Below are 23,747 nucleotides of genomic sequence, written 5' to 3' on the forward strand. Positions count from 1 at the left end.
GGTGGGGGGGGTGCTCCCCGCCCGTGTGTGGCGCCCTTTCCCGGGGGGGGCGCCCCGCCCCCCCCCCCCCCCGCCCCGGGGGGGGGCCCCCCGGGGGCCCCCCCCCCCCCCGGCCGGCCCCGGCCCCGCCCCTCAGAAGGGACCGTAAAGCTCTCATGAGCAAGTACGCCATCGTTGGCCTCTCCTGCCTGTTCCCAGGTGCGGAGTCCCCTGCCGAGTTCTGGCAGAACCTCCACGCCGGGACGGACAACCGCGGGGAAGGGGGCGAGCAGATCTTCGGGCCCGGCCTCGACGCCAGGGACGCGGATCCGCAGCACGCCATCTACTGCACACGCGGCGGGTTCGTCACCGAATTCGCCTTCGACCCGGAGGGCTTCCTCCTCGATCCCGGCCACCTCTCCGGGCTCGACCGGATCTTCCACTGGTCCCTGCACGTCGCCCGCGAGGCGCTGCGCGACAGCGGGCAGCTGGACCGCCCCGGCGCCCTGGACCGCACCGCTCTGATCCTCGGCAACTACTCCTTCCCCACCCCGGCCTCCGCGGCCGTCAGCGTCCCCCTGGTCCAGGAATCGGTACTCGAAGGACTGCGACAGGCCGGGCACCCGCCGCTCGGCGCGCTGGCCGACGAGAGCCGGCGGATCGACCCGTCCCGGCTGCGTCCCGAGGATCTGCGGGTGAGCGGGTCGCCGGCCTCGGTCGCCGCGAGCGCGCTCGGGCTGGGCGGCCCCCGCTACGCCCTGGACGCCGCCTGCTCCTCCGCGCTGTACGCGCTCAAGCTGGCGTGCGACCACCTCGCGGCCGGCCAGGCCGACATGGTGCTCGCCGGCGGTGTCTGCGCACCCGACCCCACCCTGATCCACCTGTCGTTCTCCGACCTCCAGGCGTACCCCCGCGACGGCTTCAGCCAGCCCTTCGACAGCCGGTCCGGCGGCATCCTCACCGGCCAGGGCGCCGGCATGGTCGCGGTGAAGCGGCTGTCCGACGCGGTACGCGACGGAGACCGCATCCACGCCGTCGTGGACGGCATCGGGCTGACGAACGACGGCAGTGGCCGGCACCTCCTCGTCCCGCAGGGCGGCGGGCAGCTCCAGTCGTACGAGCACGCCTACGCCGACGCCGGTGTCGACCCGGCCACCGTGGACTACCTGGAGTGCCACGCCACCGGAACCCCCATCGGGGACGCCACCGAGGCGGACTCCGTCGCCGAGTTCTTCGGCGGGGCGGGCCGGGTGCCGCTCATCGGCTCGGTGAAGGGCAACATCGGCCACCTGCTCACCGTGGCGGGCCTCAGCAGCCTCCTCAAGGTCGTGCTCGCCATGGGCAACGGCCACATCCCGCCGACCATCGGCGTGACCGAGCCCGTGTCCTCGAAGGACGGACGGGTCGGCGAGGCGTCCCTCGTCCGCACCGGCCGCGCCTGGCCCGAGGGCGAGGGCCCCCGCCGGGCCGCGGTGTCCGCGTTCGGCTTCGGCGGGACCAACGCCCACGTGGTGCTCTCGGAGGCGGCCACCGCCACCGCCGCGGAGCCCGGGGCCGCGGAGCCGGCCGACGTGCCCACGCTCGACATCGTCGGTCTCGGCGCGCACTTCGGCCCGCTCGACTCCCTCGACGCCTTCGAGGAATCGGTCCACCAGGGGGCCGGAGCGCTGATCCCGCTGCCCGAGCGCCGCTGGCGCGGCCTGGACCAGACCCGCGGCGGCTCGCTGGAGGCCGCCACCGGCGTCGCCCCCGGCACCGTGCCGAACGGCGCGTTCGTCGACGGTCTCGGCATCGACCCCGTGGACCTCAAGATCCCGCCGGCCGACCTGCGGACGTACAACCTCCAGCACGCCCTGGTCACGAAGGTCGCCGACGAGGCACTGCGGGACGCGGGGTTCAGCCGTGCGACGGCCCCGGGCCGGAGCGCGCCCGAGCCCCGGCGTATCGCGGTGGTGGTCGGGATGGAGATCGAGCCGATGACCCACCTGCGGCTCACCCGCCGCAACCTGGGCGCCTTCGTCCGCGAGGAGTTCGCCCGGGCCGGGGTCGCGGTGGACGAGGAGCAGCTCGCCGCCATGAGCGCGGCGGGCCGGGACGCGGTGGTGGACCCCATCGTCGCCAACGAGGTGCTGAGCTTCATCGGCAACGTCATGGCCAGCCGCATCTCCTCCCTCTGGAACCTCACCGGTCCCTCCTTCACCGTCTCCTCCGACGGCTCGGGCACCGCCGAGGCACTGGAGGTCGCCCGGCTGCTGCTGCTCGACCCCAGCATCGAGGCGGTCCTCGTCGGTGCGGTCGACCTGGCGGGGTCGGCGGAGAACCTGCTGCTCCGCCCGGACGTGGTGGGCGAGGCCGGGCTGACCTTCGGGGAGGGCTCGCGCGGCCGGCGCATCGGCGAGGGCGCGGGGGCGGTCGTCGTCACCCGGCCCGGCGAGCGGGAGCGCCCCGCCTACGCCCGGCTCGACGCGGTCGCCATCCGCCACGCCGCCCCGGTGGACGGCGTGGTGCCGGAGGCCGACGCGGCGACGCTCGTGGCGGCGGCCGAGGAGGCGTTCGCGACCGCGGGCGTCACCGCGGACGACATCGGCTATCTGGAGGCCCACGCGGGCGGCACCGGCCCCCAGGACCGGGCCGAGATCGCCGCCCTGGCCCGGATCTACCCGGCCGGGGGCGAAGGAGTGGCCCTCGGCAGCGCCAAGTCCCTCGTCGGCGACGCCGGGTGCGCGGCCACCATGGCCGGGCTCATCCGGTCCGTGCTGTGCCTGCACCACGGGTACCTCCCGGGCACCGGCGACTGGACGCGTCCCGCCGCCGAACTGGCCGACGACTTCGGCGCGTCCGCGCTGTACGTCCCGACCGCGTCGCAGCCGTGGCTGCGCCGGAGCAAGGGGGCGCGCAGGTACGCCGCCGTCAACTTCGTCGGGCCCTCCGGGGCACACGGGCACCTCGTGCTCTCCGCCGACGCCACCCGGGGCCGGGTCGCCCCGGCCGACTGGCGGCGGGCCGGCGGTCCGGTCGTGCTGCCGCTGTCGGCGGACTCGTTCGAGGCGCTGCTCGGCGCGGTCGAGCGGCACGCGGAGCTGGTCGCCGACGCCGATCCGTACGACCTCGCCCGGCAGGCCGCCCGGGAGCTGGCGGACGGCAGGCTGCGGGTGGTGCTCGTCGGCCAGGACCGCGACGAGCTGCTGGCCCAGCTCAGGCTGGCCGCACGCGATCTCGGCGATGTGTACGCGAGCGGCGGCGAGTGGGCGACCCCGGCGGGCAGCTACTTCACCGCACGGCCCATCGGCCCCGACGGCAAGGTGGCGCTGGTCTACCCGGGGGCGTTCAACTCCTACCCGGGGCTGGGCCAGGACTTCTTCCGCGCCTTCCCCGGCCTGCTGGACCGGTTCGAGGAGGACGCGACGCAGCCCGAGCGCCAGCTGCGCGCCGCCTCGCTCTACCCCCGCAGCCAAAGTGCGCTGGGCCGCCGCGAGCTGATGGCGCTGGAGGCCGGTCTCGGCGACGACGTGCCCTTCATGCTCGCCACCGGAACCAACTTCGCCATCCTGTACACGGACCTCGTACGCGAGGTGCTCAAGGTCCGGCCGCACGGCGCGTTCGGCTACAGCCTCGGTGAGTCGAGCATGCTCTTCGCCACCGGCGGCTGGCAGACCGGCGGTCGCCGCGACGACCTGATCAGCGACACCCCGATCTTCAAGGACCGGCTGTGCGGGCCGCGCCACACGGTGCGCGAGCTGTGGAAGCTGCCGGCCTCCGCCCCCGACACGTCTCTGTGGGCCAGCCATGTGCTGCTCACCGACGCGGACTCGGTACGCGCGGCGCTGCCCCGCTACGACCGGGTCTACCTCACCCACGTCAACACCCCGGCGGAACTGGTCGTCGCGGGCGACCCGGAGCAGTGCCGCGCGCTCGTGAAGGAGCTGGGCTGCCCGGCGGCGCGCTCGCCCGTCAACGTCGTCATGCACTGCCCGGCCGTGGACGCCGAGCTGGAGGGCCTCGCGGGACTGAACGACTACCCCACGGGCTCGTTCGGCGACCTGGAGCTGTTCAGCGCGTACGACTACGAGGCCCTGCCGGTCCTGGAGCGGGGCGAGATCGCGCGCCGTATCGCCTGGACGCTGCGCTCGACGATCGACTTCGCCCGCCTGGTGCGCGACGCCCACGACCGCGGCTTCCGCTACTTCATCGAGGTCGGACCCGGCGCGACCTGCTCGCGCTGGATCCACGACACGCTCGGGGACGCCCCGCACGCCGCGGTGTCCGTGGACCGGCGCGGCGTCTCCACGGCCAGGTCGGTGGCCCGGCTGGTGGCCCGCCTGATCGGCAACGGTCTGGAACTGGACCTGTCGGCGCTGCTGGAATCCCCCTCGACCGCCGCGCGGAACTCCCGCGCCCATCGCTTCCGTGTGGGCGGCGGTGACCCGGTCCCGGCACGCGTGGCCCGGAGCATCGCCGCGACGGCGTCCGCGGGTGCGGCCGCGGACGCCGTCCCAGCCGTCCCCGCCGCCGCGCTCGCCGCCTCGGGAGCGTCCGCCGGCCACCGGCCGGCGGCCACCGGCGCCGCGTCCGCGGCGGGAGGCCCCGGCACACCAGCCGCCCCGGGCCCCGGAACTCCCCGCCCAGCCGTCCCGCCCGCCCCCGTCCCGTCCGTACCGCCGGAGGACTCCGCCATGCCTGCCGATCCGACTCTCGCCGACGCGGAGGTCATCACCTTCGACGGCGACCCGATCTCCTTCCTCCCCTGGGCGCCCGCACCGCACGGGGACGTCGCCCCGCCGGCTCCCGCCGGGGCGGCCGTCCCGCCCCCCGCGCCCGCCGCGCCCGCCTCGGCGGCCCGTACGGCCGAGGCCCCGGCCGCTCCGGCCGACGGCTCACCGGCCCCCGCCGCCGACCTGGTGCGGGAGATCCGCCAGCAGATGGTCGCCACGCACTCCGTCGTGATGGAGACCCAGCGCATCCTCCAGGGCGCGACGCTCTCCCGCGTCGAGGCGCTGCTGGACGGCGGCGCGCCCCAGGCCGACCCGGCCCCCGTCGCGCCGGCCCCGGCGCCCGCGCCGCCGCTCCCCGCGGCCGCTCCCACGGCCGCCCTGCCTCCGGCCGCACCGCCCGTCGCCCCAGTCCCGGCACCCGCCGCCGCTCCCACGCCCGAGGCCGGGCGGCCAGCGGCCAAGGAGGGCGTCATCTGGGACGAGGACGATCTCCTGGAGTTCGCGGTCGGCTCCGTCGCCAAGGTCTTCGGGCCCGAGTTCGGCGTCATCGACGGGTACGACAAGCGGGTGCGGCTGCCCGCGCCGCCCTACCACTTCGTCTCCCGCGTCACCGCGCTCGACGGCACCACCGGTGAGTTCAAGCCCGCCACGATCACCACCGAGTACGACGTCCCCGAGGACGCCTGGTACGCCGTGGACGGCGGCGTGCCGCCGGCCGTCACCGTCGAGGCGGGCCAGTGCGACCTGCTGCTCGTCAGCTATCTGGGCATCGACTTCCGCAACAAGGGCGAGCGGGTCTACCGCCTCCTGGACAGCACGCTGATCTTCCGCGGGAACCTGCCCCGGACCGGTCAGACCCTGCGGTACGACATCTCCATCGACCGCTTCGTGCACCAGGGCGACACGACGCTCTTCTTCTTCAGCTACCACTGCTACGCCGACGGCGAGCTGATCCTCGAACTGCACGACGCCTGCGCCGGGTTCTTCAGCAAGGAAGAACTCGCCACACCGCTCGGCGTGGTGATGACCGACAAGGAGAAGGCGGCCCGCGCGGCACTGCCCAAGGGGTACTTCAAGCCCCTCGCGTACACCGACCGGAACCACCTCACCCCCGAGGACCTGGAGGCCCTGTCCCAGGGCCGCCCCGGGGACGTCTTCGGCCCGGACCACGCCCAGGACCCGGGCGTCAACCCGGCGATCCGGCTGCCCGACGCCAAGCTCCGGATGATCGACGAGGTGGTCATCGACCGCAAGGGCGGCCCGCGCGGCCTCGGCACCCTCAGCGCCGTCAAGCGCCTGGAGCCGGACGCCTGGTACTTCACCTGCCACTTCCCGGACGACCACGTGCTCGCGGGCTCGCTGGTGGCCGAGGGAGCGGTCCAGCTGCTCCAGATCTACCTCATGCACCAGGGCATGCACCTCACGCTGCCGGACGCCCGGTTCCAGTGCGTCACCGACGTACCGATCGAGGTCCAGGTCCGCGGCCAGATCACCCAGGAGCACCAGGAGATCCGGTACGAGGTCGAGGTCATGGAGCTCACGCTCCTGCCGCGGGCCACGGTCATCGCCGACGTGCTCATCTACCTGGGCGACCTGCCGGTCATCCGGATGAAGGGCCTCGGTCTCCAGGTCCGGGAGAAGGAGGGCACGCCCTACCGTCCCGAGGCCGGCGGCGTCCCCCGTTTCCTCGGCCGCCGCAACCGCGACGGCGAGGCCGCGATGATCAACGAGATGCACCTGGCCCACGCGGCCAAGGGCCTCCTGGACGTCGCCATGGGACCGGAGTTCGAGGTCTACCGCGACAGCCGCGCACCGTACATCCCGAACGGCGACTTCCAGTTCGTGGACCGGGTGATGTCCCTCAAGGGCACCCGGGGCGACCTGCGCAGCCCCGGCTCGGAGATGGTCACCGAGTACGACTCGCCGCACGACGCCTGGTACTACGAGGAGAACTCCCACCCGCACATGCCGAACGCGGTCTACATGGAGAGCTCGCTCCAGGCCGCGATCTTCCTCGGCTACTACCTCGGCGCGACGCTGGAGTCGCCGGAGGAGCAGTACGCGATCCGCAACCTCGACGGCCGGGCGACCCTCGTCAAGGACGTCGACCTGCGCGGCAAGACGATCCGCCACCACTCCAAGCTCCTCATGACGAGCGCGGTATCCGGTGCGGTGCTCCAGAACTTCAGCTACGAACTCTCCGCCGACGGCGAGGTGTTCTACACCGGCGAGTCGCTGTTCGGCTACTTCAGCGACGCCGCCCTGGCCAACCAGGTGGGCCTGGACGCCGGCAAGTACGTAGCTCCCTGGATCGAGACGGAGAAGCCGTCCGCCGACCGCGTCCGCCGGATCGAGCTGGACGCGGACGCCCCCGCCTACAGCGACCCGTCCGGCGGCCACCTGCACCTGCCGGGGGGCCGGTTCGCCCTGGTGGACCGGGTGGACCTGGTCACCGACGGCGGTCGGCACGGGCAGGGCTACCTGCACGGCTACCGCGCCATCCGGCCGGACGAGTGGTACTTCGACTGCCACTTCCACCGCGACCCGGTGATGCCCGGATCGCTCGGCGTCGAGGCGATCCTCCAGGCGATGCGGCTCTTCGTCCTGGAGCAGGACCTCGCCGAGGGCATCGAGCGGCCCCGCTTCGCGATGGCCACCGAGGTCGAGACCGCCTGGAAGTACCGCGGCCAGATTCTGCGCGACGACCGCGAGCTCCAGTTCGACGTGCACATCAAGGAGGTGCGCCGCGAGGAGGGCCGCTTGCTGGTCATCGCCGACGCGGACCTGTCGAAGCCGGGGCTGCGCATCTACGAACTCACCGACGTGGCCATCGAGGTCCGTTCCGCCGACGCCTGACGGCCCGACCAGCGCTCAGCCCTAGGAGCTTCGTTCGCCATGCCACTTCACGACACTCCTCTCCGGTGGTCCGGAGAGCGGTACCCCAGCACGGACGCGGCGGGGATCTACAACGCCCTCGCCGACCTTGACCAGCCCTGCTTCATCGTCGCCACCCCGGAGGGAATCGGCGCCGTCTCCGGCGGCTCCGTGGTCTCCAACGACGAGGCCGGCGGCTGGCCGCTGCTCAGCGCCGCCCAGCCGCTGCCCCCGCAGCGGCTGGGGTCGGCCGCCTTCCTCACGGCGCACGGCGTGCGCAGCCCGTACATGGCCGGGGCCATGGCGGGCGGCATCGCGTCGGCCGACATGGTCGTCGCCCTCGCCCGGGAAGGCTTCCTCGCCTCCTACGGGGCGGCCGGGCTGCTGCCCGGGACGATCGAGAAGGCGCTCGGCAGGTTCGCCGTCGAGATCCCCGGCCTGCCGTACGCGGTCAACCTCATCCACAGCCCCAGCGAGGACCGGCTGGAGCGGGAGGCCGTGGAGCTCTTCCTGCGGCACGGCGTGCGCTGCGTCGAGGCGTCCGCCTACCTCAACCTGACCCCGCACGTGGTCCGCTACCGGCTGGCCGGGCTCCGCCGGGAGCCGGACGGCTCCGTCGTCGCCGACAACCGGCTGATCGCGAAGATCTCCCGGACCGAGACCGCGGAGCGCTTCATGCGCCCCGCGCCCGCGACCCTGGTCAGTTCGCTGCTGGAGCAGGGGCTGATCACCCAGGAGCAGGCCGCGCTCGCCCACCATGTGCCGCTGGCCGACGACATCACCGTCGAGGCCGACTCGGGCGGCCACACCGACCGCCGCCCGCTGCCGGCGCTGCTGCCGACGATCCTGCGGCTGCGCGACACCGTGCAGCGCGAGCACCGCTACGCCGTGCCGATCCGGGTGGGCGCGGGCGGCGGACTCGGCACCCCCGTCGCGGTCTCGGCCGCCTTCGCCATGGGGGCCGCCTACGTGGTGACCGGCTCGGTGAACCAGTCGTGCCTGGAGTCGGGCGCATCCACGGCGTCCAAGGCGATGCTCGCGGAGGCGGGGATCGCCGACTGCGACATGGCTCCCGCGGCCGACATGTTCGAGATGGGGGTGGAGCTCCAGGTCCTGAAGAAGGGCACGCTCTTCCCGATGCGGGCCAAGAAGCTCTACCAGCTCTACCAGGCGCACGACAGCATCGAGGCCATCCCGGCCGCCGAGCGCGCGAAGCTGGAGCAGCAGGTCTTCCGGCGCCCGCTGGAGGACGTCTGGCAGGAGTGCGTGGGCTACTTCGAGCGACGCGACCCGGAGCAGCTCGCCCGTGCTGCGGGCAGCCCCAAGCGGCGGATGGCGCTCGTCTTCCGGTGGTACCTGGGGATGTCCTCGCGCTGGGCGGTCACCGGCGACCCCGACCGGACGATGGACTACCAGGTCTGGTGCGGCCCGGCGATGGGCAGCTTCAACGACTGGGTGACCGGCAGCTATCTGAAGACGCCGGGCAACCGGCGGGTCGCCGACGTGGCCCACCACCTGATGCTGGGCGCGGCCTTCCACACCCGCCTCGCCCAGCTGCGCAGCCTCGGCGTGCGGATTCCGGCGGGTGTCGGCGACTACCGTCCCGTACCGCTGGAGGCCCCGGCCGACGGAACCCCGGCAGGGCTGCGATGAACGCGGAGCTGACCCCGGAGCGGCTGGAGGAGCTGCTCGGCGACCCGGGCGACGACAGCCTGCCGCACGGGTTCGCGGCGGCGGTCGCCCGCGACGAGCGCGACGAGTTCCCCACCGCGCTGTGCGAGGCGCTCATCGGCGCCGGATTCCACCTCAACTACCTGCCCCCCGAGTGGGGCGGCACGTTCCGGTCGTTCGACCGCAGCCTCACTCTGGTGCGGTGCGCGGCCCGGCGGGACGTCAACGTCATGCCGGGCACGATGTTCAGCATCATCGCCGCGACCTGCCTCCAGCTGCACGGCTCGCCCGCGCAGCGGGAGCGGGCGGCGCGCATCCTGCGCGGCGGCGGGGCGGTTGCCTTCGCGCTCACCGAGGCGGAGCACGGCAGCGACCTGCTGGCGGGCGAGGTGCGGCTGGCCGACGGGGTGCTGGACGGCGAGAAGTGGATGGTCGGCCTGGGGATGCGCTGCGAGGCGGTCTACGTGGTCGCCCGCATCGGAGGCCGGGGGCCGGCCGCCTTCTCGGCGGTGCTGCTGGACGTGGCGTCCGCGGAGCCCGGACAACTGGAACGGGTACCGGCCGTCCGCACCGGCGGGATGCGCGGCATCGATCTGGCCCGGATGCGCTTCACCGGGCTGCGGGTGCCCGAGGACGCGCTCGTCGGCAGGACCGGCGAGGGTCTGGAGGCCGCGGTGAAGGCGCAGCAGGCGGTGCGGCTGATGAGCATGGCCGGCAGCCTCGGCATCGCCGACAGCGCGGTGCGCATCGCCCTGGACTTCGCGTCCGGCCGCAAGGTCGGCCGGAGGCCGCTCACCGAGTCCCCCCACCCCCGGCGCGAACTGGCGGTCGCCTCGGCGGCCCTGCTGGCGGCGGACGTGGTGGCCACGAGCGCGGCCCGCGGGGTCCATGTGCTGCCCGAGGTGTTCAGCGTCTGGGCCCCGGTCGCCAAGCACGTGGTGGCCGAATCCTGCGACGAGCTGATCCGCCGCTGCGGCACGGTTCTCGCGACCCGCTCGGTGCTGCGGGAGGGGGAGCGCGGTACCGGGCTCTTCCAGAAGCTCCAGCGGGACTCGGGGGTGGTGCGGGTCATCGACTCCAGCACCCTGGCCAACCTGCGCTCCTACGCCGGTCAGTTGCCGACGCTGACAGGGGCCGGCGCCTCGTCCGAGGCCGGGGCGCCGGCCACGGTCTTCGATCTCGACGCGGAGCTTCCCCCGTACGAGGTGTCCCGGCTCGACATGTTCGCCCGGGGCGCCGACCCCGTTCTCGCCGGCCTCGGGGCGGTGCTCGCGGAGACGACCGGGAGCGTGGCCGAGGAGGACGAGGTGACGGGCGGGCTGCTGTGCGGGCTGGCCGCCGCCGTCGGCGGACTCGGGGAGCTGATCCGCGACGCCCAGCGGCGCGACGCCGATCCCAACGCCCTGGTGGACGCGGCCGAGCGGTACGCGTGGCTGCACGCCGCCGCGGCCTGCGTCCATCTGTGGCACGCCAACCGGGACCGCTCGCTGTACGGCACGAAGCCCGGTTCCACGGGCTGGCTGGGCGCCGTGCTCGGTTATCTGCTCGCCCGCGCCGACGGCGTGGACCCCCGGCGTCACGGCGCCGCCCTGCTGCCCGCCCTGGACGCCGTCGAGGCACTGCGGGAGTCCGGACAGCTCTTCTCCGCCCTGCCCGTCACGCTGGCGTCGACCCGATAGGAGTCCTCATGTCCAAGGCCGATCTCACCGCGCTGGCGGCGGAGTTGGAGCAGTATCTCGGAGACCCCTCCGACGACGGCAGCCGGATGTCCTTCCGCCGGGTGATGGACCACGACGAGCACGAGGAGTACCCCTTCGGTTTCGTCAGCCAACTGCGCCGCTGGGGCACGCACGAGTACTCCCTGCCCGCGGAGCAGGGCGGCCGGGCCGGCAATGTGGAGACCGGCTTCAACCTGATGCGCCTGGTCGCCCGCCGGGACTGCACCACCGCCACCTGCCTGGTGATCACCAACCTCAGCTTCATGCCGCTGTGGATCGCGGGCACGGACGAGCAGAAGGCCGCCGCCATCGCCGCGATGAAGCGGGGCGGCGGCCTGTCCTGGGGGCTGTCCGAGCGCGAACACGGCAGCGATCTGATCGCCAACGAGATGACCGCCGTCAAGGTCGAGGGCGGCTATGAACTGACCGGCGAGAAGTGGCTGATCGGCAACGCCACCGTCGCCGACACGATGCTGGTGTACGCGCGGACGGGCAGCCGCAACGGCCCCGGCGCGTACTCCATCTTCGTCGTCGACAAGTGGCAGCTGGCGGCCGGGGCCGTCGAGGAACTGCCCGTCGAGAAGCTGCACGGACTGCGGGCCCTCGACCTCAGCGGGCTGCGCCTGGAGCGCGCCTTCGTGCCGGACACCGCGCTGCTGGGGGCCGAGGGCCAGGGGCTGGAGATAGCGCTCAAGGCCACGCAGGTGGCGCGCAGCGTGATCGGCAGCCTGCCGCTCTCGGCGGTCGACACGGGGCTGCGGCTGACCCTGGACTTCACCGAGGAACGGGTGATCTTCGGCACCGCGGTCAGCGACGTGCCCTACAGCCGCCGGCAGCTGACCGAGGTGTTCGCCGACCTGATGATCGCCGACGCCATGAGCCTGGGAGCGGTGCGCTGCCTCCAGGCCGCGCCGGAGCAGATCAGTGTGTGGTCGTCGGCGGTGAAGTACCTCGTGCCGACCCTGCTGGAGAAGAGCATGTCGCAGCTGAACACGGTCCTGGGGGCCCGGTTCTTCCTGCGCGACCACCCGCACTACGGCCCGTACCAGAAGATGCTGCGCGATCTGCTGGTCGCCAACATCGCCGACGGCAACACCGTGGTGAACCTCCGCAACCTCGGCCAGCAGCTCGACGGGCTGCTGAACACGGTCCGCGACGCCTCCGCCGAGACCCGTGCGGCGGCCTCCGAACGCGCCGGAGTGCTGTTCGGCATGGACCGGGAGCTCCCGCGTTACGAGCCCTGGAAGCAGGAGCTGTTCAGCCGGGGCGCGGACGACGCGCTCCTCGCCGCCCCCGACGGCGTGCGCAGGCTGCGGGAGTTCGCCGCGGCGGCCGAGGGGGCAGAGCGGCGGCGGCTGGAGCGGGCGGCCGACACGGCCGAGGAGCTGCTGGGCCGGACGGCGGCCCTGTCCGACCGGGCCGCCGCGCTCAGGACGCGGCTCGGGCGGGCCTACGGGCATTCCGCGGAGCTGTTCGAACTGTCCAAGGAGTACTGCCTGTTGCACGCGGTGGCGGCCTGTGTGCTCACCTTCACGCACTCGCACGGGGCGACCGAGGACCCGCTGCCGAGCGGCGCGCTGCTGCTGCTGATGCTGGAGCGCCTGCGCCGCCACATCCACCCGGTCGAGCAGATCACGGAGCAGACGGACATCGACGAGGTGATGGCCGTGCTGCGCCGGCTGCACCGGGAGGACAAGCTGTTCTCGCACTGGCAGTTCTCGCTCGCCAAGCGGTCCGGCGTCCCCGCCGCCGCCCGCCGCTGAGATTCCGGAGGCCGCCGCCCATGCCGTCCGACGCCGCTTTCCTGTGGCTGCTGCCCGAGTACGCGGTGGACCGCTTCGCCGCCGCGCTCGGCGGCACCCGGCTGCTCACCGCCGAGGAGCGGGCAGGTCTCGGCCGACGGCTGACCCCGGGGGCGCGGCGGCGCTATCTGGGTGCGCGGCTGCTGTGCCGCTACGCCCTCAGCTCACGGGTCCCCCGACCCCTGGAGCACTGGCGTTTCACGGCCGGCGAGCACGGCCGGCCGGAGCCCCTGCCCGACGGGGAGGGGCTCCGGTTCAACCTCTCGCACACCGAGGGGCTGATCGCCTGCGTCGTCACCCGGGGGCGGGGGTGCGGGGTCGATGTGGGCCCCGATCCCGCGCCCGCCGGGCTGACGTCGCGGCTGGAGCCCCGGCTCGCACCCGCCGAGCGGGCCGAGCTGGCCGCCGCGGCTCCCGGCGTGCGCGACGCCGTCGCCGGGGAGCTGTGGGTGCTCAAGGAGTCCTACCTCAAGGCTTTGGGCACCGGGCTCACCCGGGACCTGTCCGGTTTCGCGTTCGGCCCGCGCGGCGGCGGCCGTATCCGGGTCCACGACCGGCAGCGGCCGGCGGGCACCGCCTCCCGCTGGTGGTTCGACCTGCTCCGGCCCGCACCCGGCTACCTGGTGGCCGTCGCCACCGAGGACGGCCTCGCGCACGGACTCCGCCGTGTCGACCTCGCCCCTCTCCCGTCCCCGGACCTCTCGCCCCGGGGCCCCGCACACGTGGGCCACGCGCCCCTGGACCTCTCGCACACGGACCTGACGTCCGTCTGAGACCGACCACGAAGGACACTTCCATGTCACAGCCCACCCGCCCGCGCGTGGCCATCGTCGGAGCCGGTGTCTCCGGACTCTCGGCCGCCTATCACCTGCGCGACAGCGCCCGGATCACGATCTTCGAGCGGGAGGACCGCCTGGGCGGTCACGCCAACACGGTCGAGGTGGAGGAGAACGGCCGCACCCTCGGCATCGACACCGCCTTCGTCGTGTTCAACCGCCCCGCCTACACCAACCTGTGCGAGTTCTTCGAGGAGTTGGGCGTCGACGCCGTCGAGCACCGCGGCGCCTTCAACTTCTTCGACCTGGACAGCGGGCTGGAGTACGGGACCAAGGAACTCGACATGAGCGAGGAGGAGGTGTCCGCCCGCTACTCCGAGGAGTTCCTCACCATCTGGCGGGAGGCGCGGCGCTTCCACACCGAGGGGCGCAAGGACTTCGTCCGCAAGAAGGCCGACATCCCCCTCGGCGAGTACCTGGACCGGGGCGGCTACAGCCAGGCGTTCCGCCACTCGTACGTGATCCTGCTGTGTTCGGCCGTCTGGTCGATCCCCGCCGAGCTGATCTGGCAGATGCCCGCCAGCACCGCCATCGCGTTCTTCATGGGCCACGACGAGGGCGGGCTCGGCGGCCGTGAGGTGGACTGGCGTACGGTCGGGGGCGGTTCCATCTCCTACGTACGCAAGGCGCTGGCCGCGATCGGCCCGGAGATCCGGTCCGGTGAGCCGGTGACCGCGATCCACCAGGACGGCGACGGGGCCACCGTGACCACCGCGCGGGGAACCGAGCGGTTCGACTACGTGGTCGTCGGCGCGCACGCCGACGAGGCGCTCGCGCTGCTGGACAACCCCTCCGAGCGGCAGACCGAGGTGCTCTCCACGGTGACGTACAACGGCTCGTCGGTCATCCTGCACACCGACCCGTCCGTGGTGCCGGCGGACCGGGAGCGCTGGGAGGCGTGGAACTACGGCAAGGTCGAGGTCGACGGGCAGCCGAAGACCTACGTCGCCTATTACATGAACAAGCTGCACGGATTCACCGCCGAGAAGGACTACTTCGTCACCCTCGACTACCCGGGCGAGGTGGATCCGGCGACCGTCATCGCCGAATTCCCCTACACCCACCCCATCATCGACGTGGCCGTCCGCGACATGCAGAAGGACATCTACGACGTCAATGACGGCACGCGTGTGAAGCTGTGCGGTTCCTATTTCCACGCCAAGCGCCACGGTGTGGACCAGATAGGTTCGCACGAGGCCGGATACTCCTCCGGAATGGATGTCGCGGCCCGGATCATCAGCGAACTCTGAGCGGTCGCACAAAAGCGTCCCGGAGAATCCTGGTCGGATTCTCCGGGACGCTTTTCGTGGCCCCTCACACTCCGCCGGTGTGCAGCTCCCGGCCACTGAGGAGGTCGGTCAGGAACCCGAGGGCCGAGCGTTCCGCCGGCCCGTCCTCCCGCTCGATGTGCCGGACCATGAACCGGTGGGGCCGGGCCTCCCCGCGGCGGGCCGGCGCCCGGGGCGGCGGGAAGGCGGCCGGCGTCCGCGCCCCCGCCGCGGACAGCTCGGGGGACTGCGCGCCGATCTGTTCGAGGCGGGCGCGCAGCAGCGGGGTGTGGCCGTGGGCCGCGGTGAGCCGGCACCGGGCCTCGGTGTAGACGCCGATCGCCTCCCCGCCCCGGCCGGAGCGGCACAGGGCCAGCATCAGCTGGTCGTGGAACCGCTCGCACAGCGGGTGGGTGACGGTGGCTTCCCGCAGTTCGGAGAGGACGTCCGCGTGCCGGCCGGTACTCAGGGCCGCGTCGAAGAGCAGCTCCAGCGCCTGCCGTCGCACGTCCTGGAGCCGGTCGGCCAGGACGGCGCCGAGGGGCCCGTGCGGACCGACGCCCTCCAGGACGGCGCCGCGCCACAGCGAGAGGGCCTCCCGCAGGATGCCGTAGGCGTCCTCCGGGGCCGTCCGGCAGCGGCTCCGGGCCCGGGAGACGGCCAGGCAGAAGCGCCCGCCGTCCGTGTCCGTCGGCGACACCCGCAGGGTGAGGCCGCCGGCCCCGGTGACCAGGCGCGCCCGCGCGCCCCTCGTCCCCTCCGCCGTCGCCACGCTCTTCCGCAGTCCCGAGACATGGGCGTTGAGGGCGCTGCGCGCCTGTTTCGGCGCCCGTCCGGCCCAGAGTTCGCGCACCAGTTCCTCCCTCGGGACGAGGGAATTCGGCCGGGACAGCAGTGCTCCGAGCAGCCGATTCTGTTTGGGGCTGGTCAGCGGCGTCCGAAGGCGGCACTCCTCGTCGAAAAGATCGGGCGGGCCCAGAATTCTGAACTGCATACCCATGCCTCCCCACATGCGGTGAATGACGTCCGCCGTGTGCATTCACACGTGAGAAGACCATTCGGGCGCACGGAGAAACGTGAGGGACAGCCACTCACTTCACCCGCGGATCACACGGTCCGCGCCCGGCGGAGCGGAGGGGATCGCGGAAGAGAGGTGAGTACCGGCCACTCAGGCGCCGGGCCCCGTCGCCGTGCTGGCATGGGGCCGAGGCTCCGCGGCTGTCCGGAGCACGCCCGCCGGGGCGTCAGCGGCGGTGCCGGACCGTCGACTCGGCTTCCTGCGCGAGCCGGCGCAGGGCCAGCAGTGCGGGCTCCAGCAGGACGGTCAGCAGGACGGCGCGTTCCGCCTTCTCCAGCGGGTCGTCCGGCTCCTGGAGCTGGTCCAGGTCGAGCGTGGCCGTCTGCTCGGCCAGTGCCGCGTAGGGCAGGAGGGAGCGCCAGCCGTAATCCATTCCCAGGGAGTTGAGGGTGTGCAGGGTCCGGGTGATGGTCTCCCGGGCGGGATTGTGCTCGGAGACGGTCCATCCCATCTCCGCGATCAGGCCGTCCACCCCGGAGGCGTCCTCGTCCGGCGCAGCGCCCTCCGCGGCGTTCGCGTCCTCCTCGGCGGGCGGCCGGATGCCGAAGACCAGTCCGAGCAGCTCGTGCGTGTCGGCCCTGCCCTCGTTGAAGACGTCCAGCACGTCCTTGGCCGCGCTCACGGTCAGCCCCCGCACCCCTATGAGTGCCCGGATCAGCCGCAGCCGGCGCACATGCACCTCGCCGTACTCCGCCTGAGTCGCGGCGGTGGCCCGCCCGGGCGGCAGCAGCCCTTCCCGCAGGTAGTACTTGATCGTCGCGGTGGCCACACCACTGCGACGGCTCAGCTCGGAAATTCTCACGCGGATTCAGCTCCCACTGGCGGTTAGGCAGTACCACTGTCTAATATAGATACCGCCACTCACCAACTGTGTTGCGAGGATACCGTGCCGACTCTTCCCTGGACGACGCCGAACCCGGCCCGGCCCGACACCACCGCCTTTGTCATGGCCTCACGCCTGGAGGTGAAATCCGGCAAGCACACCCCGCGGTTCTTCCTGAAGTCGCTCTCCGCCTGGGGTCAGGTGCGCAAGGCGCCGGGCGCCCTCGGAGCCTCCCTGGAGGCCCAGCTGCTGAAGGGCGTCTTCTACACGCTCTCCGCCTGGGAGGACAAGGACGCGCTCTACACCTACGCGCGGACCGAACCCCACAAGAGCGTCATGACCGGGCTGCGCTCCGTGATGGGCGCGTCGACGTTCACCTTCTGGGAGGTGCCGGTGGCCCAGCTGCCCATCACCTGGGAGGACGCCAAGCGGCACATCGAGGAGCAGGCCCGCATCGACGCGGCACAGAGCGGCCCGGGCCGCTGACCCACAGTCTCCCGGCCCAGGGTCTCCCCCGTCCCTGGGCCGGGCTCAGCCGCGCTTCGGGCGCTTGCGGCCGGACGTCCTGCGGGCCGCCGGGTTGCCGGTGCGCGTGGAGCGGCGCCTCTCGAACTGCACGCGGGCCCGCTCGTACTCGGCGCGGCGCAGCTTCTCGCCCGGGGCCTCGGTCAGCGACCGGACGAAGTAGGCGAGGAGCGAGCCGATGAACCCGATCGACTTCAGTCCGCGCAGGTTGTCCTCGCGGGCCGGGTCCTTCGGGCGGGCGCCGAAGCCCTCCCAGGTCTTGCGGAACGCGATGGCGCTGCAGATCGAGAACATCGCGATCACCAGCACCCCGACGAAGCCTCCGACCTCCGCGATCTCCAGTCCCTGGTAGGCGAAGCGCAGGACGAGGCAGGCGGCCGCGGCGGCGGCCAGCGAGCCGGCCGCGACGCCGACGCGCCGGAGGCCGTAGCCGCCGTCGTGGCCGACCCACGTCGTACCGAAGAAACGGATGGGCTCGGGCCGCGGGCCCGGGGCCGTGGGGGCGCCGGCGGAGGAAACTCCTCCGCCGGGCGGGGTGCCGGGGGCTGCGCTGTTCTCGCTCACGGGGTCGATTATCCCCGCTGCCCCCGGCCGTGCGCGGACCGGTCAGTCGCAACGCGGTGCGATGCAGCCGTCACGCCCCGTGCGGACGTAGGCGCCGGACACGAACTGCCCGTTGGCGATGTCGTCCCAGAGGTTCGACGTGCCGTACGGGCCCGTGACCCGCTCCCCCGGCTTCTGGCAGTAGATCGGGACGCCGGACGGTTCGGTCTTCACCCTGGACGGCGCGGACCCGGGCGCCTGGTGAGCGAGCCGGGTCCGCGTACCGCTGGCCGGGGCGTAGGGGCCGAGGGCCCGGCGGCCCGGGGCCGGGCCCGGGGGGTCCGGCGCTCGGGGGCCGGGGGGTCAGCCCAGCTTGGTGACGTCGCGCACCGCGCCGCGGTCCGCGCTCGTCGCCATCGCCGCGTAGGCGCGCAGCGCGGCCGAGACCTTGCGGTCGCGGTTCTTCGGCGCGTACACGCCGTTCAGCGCCGCGCGGCGGGTGGCCAGTTCCGCGTCGTCGACGAGCAGCTCGATGGAGCGGTTCGGGATGTCGATCCGGATCCGGTCGCCGTGCTCCACGAGCGCGATGGTGCCGCCGGAGGCCGCCTCGGGTGAGGCGTGGCCGATGGAGAGGCCCGACGTGCCGCCGGAGAAGCGGCCGTCGGTGACCAGCGCGCAGACCTTGCCCAGGCCCCGCCCCTTGAGGAAGGAGGTGGGGTAGAGCATCTCCTGCATACCGGGGCCGCCGCGCGGGCCCTCGTAGCGGATGACGACGACGTCGCCCGCCGAGATCTCCTTGCGGAGGATCTTGTCGACGGCCTCCTCCTGCGACTCGCAGACGACGGCCGGGCCCTCGAAGGTCCAGATCGACTCGTCGACGCCGGCCGTCTTCACGACGCAGCCGTCCACGGCGAGGTTGCCCTTGAGGACGGCGAGGCCGCCGTCCTCGGAGTAGGCGTGCTCGACGTCGCGGATGCAGCCGCCCGCCGCGTCCAGGTCGAGGGTGTCCCAGCGCTCGGACTGCGAGAAGGCTGTCGCGGAGCGGACGCAGCCGGGGGCGGCGTGCCACATCTCGACGGCCTCGGGGGACGGGGAGCCGCCGCGGACGTCCCAGTTCTTCAGCCACTCGGCGAGGGTGTCGGAGTGCACCGCGTGCACGTCCTCGTTCAGCAGACCGCCGCGGTGGAGCTCGCCGAGGAGGGCGGGGATGCCGCCGGCCCGGTGGACGTCCTCCATGTAGTACGTGCCGCCGGGGGCGACGTTGGGCGCGACCTTGGAGAGGCACGGGACCCGCCGGGAGACCTCGTTGATGTCGTCCAGGTCGTAGGCCAGCTCCGCCTCCTCGGCGGCGGCCAGCAGGTGCAGGATCGTGTTGGTCGAGCCGCCCATGGCGATGTCCAGCGCCATCGCGTTGTCGAAGGCGGCGCGGGTGCCGATGGCGCGCGGCAGGACCGTCTCGTCGTCCTGCTCGTAGTAGCGCCGGGTGATGTCGACCACCGTGCGGCCGGCCTGCTCGTACAGCGCCCTGCGGGCGGTGTGCGTGGCGAGGACGGAGCCGTTGCCGGGGAGGGAGAGGCCGAGGACCTCGGTCAGGCAGTTCATCGAGTTGGCGGTGAACATGCCGGAACAGCTGCCGCAGGTGGGGCAGGCGTTCTCCTCGATACGGAGTATGTCCTCGTCGGAGACGGACTCGTCGACCGCGTCGCTGATCGCGTTGACCAGGTCGAGCTTGCGGACCGTGCCGTCGACGAGGGTGGCCTTGCCGGCCTCCATCGGGCCGCCGGAGACGAAGACGGTCGGGATGTTGAGGCGCATGGCGGCCATCAGCATGCCCGGGGTGATCTTGTCGCAGTTGGAGATGCAGATCAGCGCGTCCGCGCAGTGCGCCTCGACCATGTACTCCACGGAGTCGGCGATCAGGTCGCGGGAGGGCAGGCTGTAGAGCATGCCGCCGTGGCCCATCGCGATGCCGTCGTCCACGGCGATGGTGTTGAACTCGCGCGGGACCGCGCCCGCCGCCAGGATCGCCTCGGAGACGATCCGGCCCACCGGGGCGAGGTGGGTGTGGCCGGGGACGAACTCCGTGAACGAGTTGGCGACCGCGATGATCGGCTTGCCGATGTCCGCGCTCGCTACGCCCGAGGCGCGCATAAGGGCGCGCGCGCCCGCCATGTTGCGTCCGTGGGTGACCGTGCGGGACCTCAGCTGCGGCATCGTCGCTCGCTCCTTCGGCAGAGAAGACTGCCTTCCGAATTCGGGCAGGAAAGACTGCGTTCGAGCGTACGCCCCGAATCCACGATCCGGACAGCCCGTCCGGAATGCGGGACGCGCCGACCGGTGGGCGACGGCCGGCCGGCCACCCGGCCCCGTACCCGTCGGCCGTACGGGGTCAGCGCTCGCCCAAGTATCCCTGGAGCGCGGGGGCGACCATCGCCACGATGTCCTCCGGGTCGGCGGAGGCGAGCGGTTCGGTCCGGATCACGTACCGCAGCATCGCGATGCCGATCATGTGCGAGGCGGCCAGCTCGGCGCGGAAGGTCGCGTCCGGGACGTCCAGCTCCGCCGCGATCCGCTCCAGCAGCCGCCGCAGGACGAAGTCCCGCAGCACCTTCGCCGCCGCTTCGTGGGTCAGCGCGGAGCGCAGGACCGCCAGCAGGGGGGAACGGGTGGCCGGGTCCTCCCACACCGAGAGGAAGAAGCGCGCCAGCCGCTCCCCCAGCCCGCCGGGCGGGCCGCCGAGCACGGTGTGGACGACCAGGGCGGGCTCGAAGGTGACCTCGACGGCGGCGGCGAAGACCTCGTCCTTCGTGCCGAAGTAGTGGTGGACGAGGGCCGCGTCGACCCCGGCGGCCCTGGCGATGCCCCGGACCGACGTCTTGTCGTAGCCGCGCTCGGCGAACTCCGTACGGGCCGCCTCCAGGATGCGCGTCCGGGCGTCGGGCCCCTCGGACGCGGCCTTGCGGGAGGGGCGTCCCCGGCGGCGCGGGGCGGCGTCCTCGGTCACGGGCCGTCCTGGGGGCACGGGAGGACCGGGCTCACGGGCGGCGGGGCTCGGCGGCCGGGTCCGCCGGGGCGGAGGCCGCCAGGTGGAGGCGGGTGAAGGCCAGCGCCTCCGCGAGGTCGGCCTCGCGTTCGGCGGACGACATCGCGCGGCGGGTGTTGACCTCGATGACGACATGGCCGTCGAAGCCCGTACGGGCCAGGCGTTCCAGCAGTTCCGCGCACGGCTGGTCGCCCCGGCCGGGCACCAGGTGCTCGTCCTTGGCCGAGCCCTTGCCGTCGGCGAGGTGGACGTGGGCGAGCCGGTCGCCCATCCGGTCCACCATGGCGAGCGCCTCGGTGCGGGCGGTCGCGGTGTGCGAGAGGTCGACCGTGAAGTGCCGGTAGTCGTCGTTGGTGACGTCCCAGTCCGGGGCGTACGCGAGCATCTCCCGGTCCCGGTAGCGCCACGGGTACATGTTCTCCACGGCGAACCGGACGTCCGTCTCCTCTGCCATCCGCCAGATCCCGGTCACGAAGTCGCGGGCGTAGTTGCGCTGCCACCGGAACGGCGGGTGCACCACGACGGCGGAGGCGCCGAGCTTCTCGGCGGCGGCCCTGGCCCGCTGGAGCTTGACCCAGGGGTCGGTGGACCAGACCCGCTGCGTGATCAGGAGACAGGGGGCGTGCACCGCGAGGATCGGGACCCGGTGGTAGTCCGAGAGCCGGCGCAGGGCCTCGATGTCCTGGCTGACGGGGTCGGTCCAGACCATGACCTCGACGCCGTCGTACCCCAGGCGCGCGGCGATCTCGAAGGCCGTCGCGGTGGACTCGGGGTAGACCGAGGCCGTTGACAGGGCGACCTTCGCATCCGGGACGCGCACCACTGGTTCTGCCACCAGGACAGCGTACGGGCAGCGGTGCGCCACGCCGAGGTCTCCTGGCGGAAAGTGATCAGGACCATGGGACCCGTCACCGTACGTCACCCCGGCAGTGCGGCCCGTTCCACCGGGAGATGGTCCAGGCGGCGCAGGATGACGCCCTCGCGCAGGGCCCAGGGGCAGATCTCCAGCTCCTGGACGCCGAACAGGTCCATCGCCCCCTCGGCCACCAGCGCTCCGGCGAGCAGCTGGGCGGCCCGCCCCTCGGAGACTCCGGGCAACCGGGCGCGCTCCTCGACCGTCATCGCCGCCAGCTTGGGCACCCACTCCTCCAGCGCCTTGCCGCTCAGCGAGCGCTGGACGTACAGGCCCTCGGTCGTGCGGGCGGCGCCGGCGATCCGGGCGAGCTGCTTGAAGGTCTTGGACGTGGCGACGACGTGGTCGGGGCGGCCGGCCCGGCTGAACTCGCCGACGGTGCGCGCGATGCTGGCCCGTACGTGCCGGCGCAGCGCCTTGACCTGCTCGGGGCCGGCCGGGTCGTCCGGCAGCCAGGCGCCGGTGAGGCGTCCCGCGCCGAGCGGCAGCGACACCGCGATGTCCGGCTCCTCGTCGATGCCGAAGGCGATCTCCAGGGAGCCGCCGCCGATGTCCAGGACGAGGAGCTTCCCCGCCGACCAGCCGAACCAGCGGCGGGCCGCCAGGAAGGTCAGCCGGGCCTCCTCCTCGCCGCTGAGGACCGCGAGGTCGACGCCCGTCTCGACCCGTACGCGCTCCAGCACCAGGTCCGCGTTGGTCGCCTCGCGCACGGCCGAGGTGGCGAACGCGAGCACGTCCTCGCACCCCTTGTCCTCCGCCGCCTGGACCGCGCCGGCGATCGTCGCCACCAGCCGGTCCACGCCCAGGGGGCCGATCGCGCCGCCCTCGTCGAGGAGCTCGGCCAGCCGGAGCTCCGCCTTGTGCGAGTGCGCGGGCAGCGGGCGGGCGCCGGGGTGGGCGTCGACCACCAGCAGATGAACCGTGTTCGATCCCACGTCGAGGACTCCGAGTCTCATGGGGGAACGCTACTGCGCCATCGGACTTACGCTGTCCGCGTGCCAAAGACGAAAAAGGCTAAGCAGGACAAAGCCGCGAAGAAGCAGAAGTCGAACGAGCAGGCAGCGCAGGCGGGGGCGAGCGGGCCGGTCCCGTCCGACGAGAAGGGCATCGACTTCGCGCGGGCCTGGGTGGAGTTCCCGGACCCGGCGGACGACGAGCAGGTCTTCCGCTGCGATCTGACCTGGCTGACCTCCCGGTGGACCTGCATCTTCGGCAGCGGCTGCCAGGGCATCCAGGCGGGCCGCGCGGACGACGGCTGCTGCACGCTGGGGGCGCACTTCTCCGACGAGGACGACGAGAAGCGGGTCGCGGGGCACGTGGCCCGGCTCACTCCGGATCTGTGGCAGTTCCACGACGTCGGCACGGAGACGGGCTGGGTCGGCGTCGACGAGGACGGGGAGCGCCAGACGCGCCGCTGGGAGGGCTCCTGCATCTTCCAGAACCGGCCGGGGTTCGCCGCCGGGGCGGGCTGCTCGCTGCACATCCTGGCGCTGCGGGAGGGCAAGGAGCCCCTGGAGACGAAGCCGGACGTGTGCTGGCAGCTGCCGGTGCGAAGGACGTACGACTGGATCGACCGGCCCGACGACACCCGGGTCCTCCAGGTGACGATCGGGGAGTACGACCGCCGGGGCTGGGGTCCGGGCGGCCACGACCTGCACTGGTGGTGCACCTCGGCCACCTCGGCGCACGGCGCCGGTGACCCGGTGTACGTGTCCTACCGCCCGGAGCTGGTCGAGCTGATGGGCCAGGAGGGCTACGACCGGCTGGTCGAGCTGTGCGAGGAGCGGCTGTCCTCGCTGCTGCCGATGGCCCCGCACCCGGCGGACCCGCTTCCCGCGCCGAAGAGGCGCTGAGGGAGCCGGGCCTGAGCGGGGCGCGCGCCGGGGGCCCTCGCGGCGCCGCGTCGGCCGTCCGGCCCGGGCGCCCGCGTCCACCGCGGGTCCGCGCCGTCGTCCGCGGGCG

At 73.0% G+C, this 23,747-nt stretch carries 15 protein-coding genes and 1 pseudogene; 8 read left to right on the plus strand and 8 right to left on the minus strand.

The annotated features are described in order from the left end of the window. The first annotated feature begins 155 nt into the window (after positions 1 to 155). Genes ACIQMU_RS21830 through ACIQMU_RS21855 form a run of 6 tightly spaced genes read left to right on the plus strand, consistent with a single transcriptional unit; the run spans position 156 to position 14,842 of the window. Positions 156 to 7,547 (plus strand): beta-ketoacyl synthase N-terminal-like domain-containing protein, encoded by a 7,392-nt coding sequence (locus tag ACIQMU_RS21830; protein ID WP_402689494.1) that lies wholly within the window; start codon positions 156 to 158, stop codon positions 7,545 to 7,547. A 39-nt stretch (positions 7,548 to 7,586) separates the two neighbouring features. Then, the gene (locus ACIQMU_RS21835) at positions 7,587 to 9,218 is read left to right on the plus strand and encodes a PfaD family polyunsaturated fatty acid/polyketide biosynthesis protein (protein WP_402689495.1); all 1,632 of its coding nucleotides are present in this window, start codon (positions 7,587 to 7,589) and stop codon (positions 9,216 to 9,218) included. Beyond that, entirely contained in the window at positions 9,215 to 10,915 is a 1,701-nt protein-coding gene (locus tag ACIQMU_RS21840; RefSeq protein ID WP_402689496.1) for an acyl-CoA dehydrogenase family protein, read from the plus strand. Before ACIQMU_RS21835 ends, ACIQMU_RS21840 begins: the two co-directional genes overlap by 4 nt. An 8-nt stretch (positions 10,916 to 10,923) precedes the next feature. Further along, positions 10,924 to 12,717, plus strand: coding sequence for an acyl-CoA dehydrogenase family protein (locus ACIQMU_RS21845; protein WP_352242741.1), 1,794 nt, complete (start codon positions 10,924 to 10,926; stop codon positions 12,715 to 12,717). Between the two features lie 20 nt (positions 12,718 to 12,737). Further along, a complete protein-coding gene (locus ACIQMU_RS21850; RefSeq protein WP_402689497.1) occupies positions 12,738 to 13,529 on the plus strand; it encodes a 4'-phosphopantetheinyl transferase superfamily protein in 792 nt (263 codons plus the stop codon). Positions 13,530 to 13,552: 23 nt separating this feature from the next. Then, positions 13,553 to 14,842, plus strand: coding sequence for an FAD-dependent oxidoreductase (locus ACIQMU_RS21855; protein WP_352242743.1), 1,290 nt, complete (start codon positions 13,553 to 13,555; stop codon positions 14,840 to 14,842). 64 nt (positions 14,843 to 14,906) lie between these two features. Here the strand turns inward: ACIQMU_RS21855 and ACIQMU_RS21860 are convergent, their stop codons facing one another. Together ACIQMU_RS21860 and ACIQMU_RS21865 are read right to left on the minus strand one after the other, a co-directional pair. After that, positions 14,907 to 15,854 carry a BTAD domain-containing putative transcriptional regulator gene (locus ACIQMU_RS21860; protein WP_402689498.1) on the minus strand — a complete coding sequence of 316 codons (948 nt, stop codon included), beginning with the start codon at positions 15,852 to 15,854 and terminating at the stop codon, positions 14,907 to 14,909. A gap of 250 nt (positions 15,855 to 16,104) precedes the next feature. Then, positions 16,105 to 16,740 carry a MerR family transcriptional regulator gene (locus tag ACIQMU_RS21865; RefSeq protein WP_352242745.1) on the minus strand — a complete coding sequence of 212 codons (636 nt, stop codon included), beginning with the start codon at positions 16,738 to 16,740 and terminating at the stop codon, positions 16,105 to 16,107. A gap of 84 nt (positions 16,741 to 16,824) precedes the next feature. Between ACIQMU_RS21865 and ACIQMU_RS21870 the strand changes: the two genes are divergently transcribed. Beyond that, positions 16,825 to 17,247, plus strand: a complete 423-nt coding sequence (locus tag ACIQMU_RS21870; protein WP_352242746.1) for a DUF3291 domain-containing protein — start codon at positions 16,825 to 16,827, stop codon at positions 17,245 to 17,247. A 45-nt stretch (positions 17,248 to 17,292) separates the two neighbouring features. Here ACIQMU_RS21870 and ACIQMU_RS21875 read toward each other — a convergent pair whose 3' ends face one another. From ACIQMU_RS21875 to ACIQMU_RS21900, 6 genes and pseudogenes are all read right to left on the minus strand, one after another. Further along, entirely contained in the window at positions 17,293 to 17,850 is a 558-nt protein-coding gene (locus tag ACIQMU_RS21875) for a hypothetical protein (protein WP_402689499.1), read from the minus strand. A gap of 42 nt (positions 17,851 to 17,892) precedes the next feature. Beyond that, positions 17,893 to 18,120: pseudogene (locus ACIQMU_RS21880) on the minus strand (SH3 domain-containing protein); the annotation flags it as partial. 72 nt (positions 18,121 to 18,192) lie between these two features. After that, positions 18,193 to 20,043 carry a dihydroxy-acid dehydratase gene (ilvD, locus tag ACIQMU_RS21885; protein WP_352242748.1) on the minus strand — a complete coding sequence of 617 codons (1,851 nt, stop codon included), beginning with the start codon at positions 20,041 to 20,043 and terminating at the stop codon, positions 18,193 to 18,195. A 175-nt stretch (positions 20,044 to 20,218) separates the two neighbouring features. After that, entirely contained in the window at positions 20,219 to 20,833 is a 615-nt protein-coding gene (locus ACIQMU_RS21890; RefSeq protein ID WP_356733160.1) for a TetR family transcriptional regulator, read from the minus strand. Between the two features lie 31 nt (positions 20,834 to 20,864). Further along, a complete protein-coding gene (locus tag ACIQMU_RS21895) occupies positions 20,865 to 21,695 on the minus strand; it encodes a sugar phosphate isomerase/epimerase (protein WP_352242835.1) in 831 nt (276 codons plus the stop codon). 95 nt (positions 21,696 to 21,790) lie between these two features. Next, on the minus strand, positions 21,791 to 22,741 hold the full coding sequence (locus ACIQMU_RS21900) for a Ppx/GppA phosphatase family protein (protein ID WP_352242750.1): 951 nt from the start codon (positions 22,739 to 22,741) through the stop codon (positions 21,791 to 21,793). Between the two features lie 39 nt (positions 22,742 to 22,780). Between ACIQMU_RS21900 and ACIQMU_RS21905 the strand changes: the two genes are divergently transcribed. Beyond that, positions 22,781 to 23,638 carry a hypothetical protein gene (locus tag ACIQMU_RS21905; RefSeq protein WP_402689500.1) on the plus strand — a complete coding sequence of 286 codons (858 nt, stop codon included), beginning with the start codon at positions 22,781 to 22,783 and terminating at the stop codon, positions 23,636 to 23,638. Positions 23,639 to 23,747 lie beyond the last annotated feature (109 nt).

Source organism: Streptomyces sp. NPDC091649 (genome assembly GCF_044756785.1).
In the GTDB taxonomy this organism is placed as follows: domain Bacteria; phylum Actinomycetota; class Actinomycetes; order Streptomycetales; family Streptomycetaceae; genus Streptomyces.